Below are 3,160 nucleotides of genomic sequence, written 5' to 3'. Positions count from 1 at the left end.
CCAACGCTCCGCCCGCCTCATCCTCCACGACCCCGCCGACAAAATCGGCCCCCACGAGGACGAAGCCCAATCCGACGAGCCCCCCGAGCCGGCGGAGAGCTCGAATCGGGAGGCTTCGGGGAAGTAGAGCTCGCCCTCGGGCCCTGCGCTTCCCCTCGTTCCCGCGTGAAAGTGCGAGCATACGTCCTCTATTAGTGACGCGGAGGGCGAAGCGTCTGCGTCCTAACGCAAACTGCAATGCTGTCTTGCTAAAATCTCTGCGGAGGAGAATATGCCGATCCTGAAGCGCGCCCTCGCAGCAGCCCTCCTCGTCGCACTGCCCCTCGCCGCACCGCCTGCGCAAAGCCAAGACGACGTCGAGGAGTACCACTACACCTACGACGCGGCCGACAACCTCCTGTCCCGCACCGCCGTCCGCGACGGCGTGGCCACCGAGCAGGCTCTGCCCCTCGACGGCTCGGGCCGCAACCGACCGGCGTCCGTCGGTGATGTGCCCCTGGCGTGGGACGCCAACGGCAACCTGACGCGCAAGGGCGACCTCCACTTCGCCTACGACTTCCGCAACCGGCTCACGGAAGTTCGGGACGCCCAGGGAGCAGTCCTGGCGAGCTATACCTACGACGCCTTCAACCGGCGGGTCGAGCAGCGCATAGGGACAGACGTTGTGCAAACCGCCTGGTCCGGCCAGCGCGCCATCGAGACCTCGGTCAACGGCATGCTCCGAACTCGGCGCACCTACGGTGCGGGGCTGGATGAGGTCGTCCGCATCGAGCACGACGCCGACGGGGACGGCGTGCTGGAGCAGCGCTACACGCCGATCTACGACAGCTCCGGGAACCTTGCGGTAGTCACGGGCACGGACGGCAAGCCCATCGAGCGCTATTCCTTTTCACCGTATGGCGAAAGGAAGATCTACGTCGACCTCACGCCTCCCCGAGTCGAACAGGTGCGGGTGGTCCAAGGTGAGCTCTGGCTGGAGATCTCAGACCTGGTAAGCAGCCAAGCTCTCACGACCGCGCTTGAGAATGGAGCTGCTCGCTTGGAGGCGGCGCCGGAGACCATCTCCCTGTCGCTGGATACGACCGTTCTCCATGGCCAGCGGCACCGGGTGGAGCTTCAGCTCTCCTCTCCCCCAGCAACCGGTACTTCGGTCACGCTTCATGTGGAACCCGATGCGATTCTCGACAGCTTCCACAACAAGCTCGCGGAGGCACTCGTCGTTCCGTTCACTTGGCCACCCGAAGATGCCGTCATTCTCGATACCGGCACCCCGGAGGTCTATGAGGTCGCGTACCGGGACGCGGTCCTTGAAGTCGAGTTCACCGAGGAGATCGATCTCTCCACTGCAACTCCGTCGATCCAGATTGCCGGGTATGTCACGTCGTGGACGAAGAGTGAGGATGGCTATCGGCTCACCGCTGGTGCTCCAGCTCCAGACGGTACGCATGACCTCTCCATCACAGAATCACTCACCGACCTTTCCGGAACAGCGCTGGCCGAGCCGTTCTACCTCCAACTCCACGTTTACCCCTCAACGCCGGTCTGGGTTGCCTATCGAGCAGAAGATGAGCGGTTGGCCCCTGAGAGCACGATCGCCAATGAATTCGGCTTCCACGGCTTGCCCGAAGATCCGGTGACCGGCTTCGTCTACGCGCGCAACCGCTACTACGACCCCGAGCTCGGCCGTTTCATCACGGCGGACCCACTGGGTTACGTCGACGGTCCGAACCCCTACATCTATGCGATGAACTCGCCGGTGACGCACTCGGACCCGTTGGGGCTGTTGTGCCCTTCGTGCACGGCGCTGAAGGTCCATGGGTTGCGCGCTTTCGACCCCGGCCCGGAGCCCCACCTGATGCCCCGCCTACGGGCGACCCTGGACCGAGCCAGCATGGCGACGATCGAGGGAGGTTGGGACGAGTTCGGGGTGATGATCGAGCTGAGCCGAAACCTGGTGCCGGAGACGGATACCCAGCTGTCCTTCGAGGTGGGGTTGGCCATCGGCACGGCGGGCATGGCGGAATGGGCCGCTCCGGCGCTGCGCAAGGTTCCTCTTCCCCGGTGGCTGACTCAGCCTCTGGGCCGCTCCGTGCAGAAAGCGCCGGAAGTCCCGTGGGCGCCGCACTGGGATGAGGCGGTGGGTCGGGTCCAGGCGAAGCGAGTAGAGTTGGGGGGTAGAGATGCCCTTGCGATGGCGGAGGTGCCGAGGGCGGCATCGGCTGGCGCTCGCCGTTTTGTTGATGGCGATCTATTCGAGGCGGCAATACGTTCTGATGCAGGAACGGTGAGGGTTCTTGCTGAGACCTCTGTCTCGGGGCGGAGACTGACCCTCAACGATCTCGTCGTATACGCAGACGACGGGACCATCGTGAATCAGATTGGAGCTAGGCAGTTCCTGACACTGCGCTCGCAAGTCGCTCGTGAGGCTGCAGAGGCTGGATTCGACACACTTCGCATCACGGGAGTGCGCGTACAAACGAGTTCTTCGGCAAGTCCGGGCGCGACGATAGACCGGGTGATCGACCTCTCGAGATTCAAATGACCGACCTCGTCCATCTGGTCGACCTTGCATCAAGGAAGCGTCGAGAGGGCTGCTCCTTGGAAGAGGTTCTTGCTTCACTGCGCTCAGCAGGAGCAACAATGGTCGATTCCTTGAAAGTAGTTCGGGAGGTCGAAGGAGTCCGCCTTGGTCAAGCTAAGGAAATCGTCGATAGCAGCGCCACATGGGCGGATATGCGTGAGTCGAACGAGAGACTTCGATCCCTCGTTGTGAAAGCTCTTGAGAAGAGCGAAGATCTTGACTGAGCCATTGTCAACACTCGGGAACTGACCCACCCCAACACTCGGATCGTGCCTCCCTTGGGTTCCCGCAAGCGTAGGTGGGTCAGAGGAAGCTTGCTGAAAGGGTCAAAACCCGATAGTTGCCGACACCTGCCACCCTACCCGCCGCACCCTGAAGGGCCAGTCGCCGGAGCCCTTCGTCTACAAAGACAAAAGCTCCATGGCCACCCTCGGCCGCAAATCCGCGGTGGCCGTCCTCGGCAAGCTCCGCCTTTCCGGCTTTCTCGCCTGGCTCTCCTGGTTGCTGGTCCACATCTTCTTCCTCATCGGCTTCCGCAACCGCTTCGTCGTCCTCTTCGAATGGACCCGCGCCTACCTC

2 protein-coding genes are annotated in these 3,160 nt (G+C 62.9%); both read left to right on the top strand.

The features are described from left to right. The first annotated feature begins 271 nt into the window (after nucleotides 1-271). Entirely contained in the window at nucleotides 272-2,542 is a 2,271-nt protein-coding gene (locus SX243_25615; GenBank protein MDY7096368.1) for an RHS repeat-associated core domain-containing protein, read from the top strand. Next, nucleotides 2,539-2,805: a hypothetical protein gene (locus SX243_25610; GenBank protein ID MDY7096367.1), complete on the top strand. Its 267-nt coding sequence runs from the start codon at nucleotides 2,539-2,541 to the stop codon at nucleotides 2,803-2,805. The genes SX243_25615 and SX243_25610 overlap by 4 nt, the downstream gene beginning before the upstream one ends. The last annotated feature ends 355 nt before the right edge of the window (nucleotides 2,806-3,160 follow it).

The organism is Acidobacteriota bacterium, assembly GCA_034211275.1.
Lineage (GTDB): Bacteria > Acidobacteriota > Thermoanaerobaculia > Multivoradales > JAHZIX01 > JAGQSE01.
This window is presented reverse-complemented; position numbering and strand designations above follow the sequence as displayed.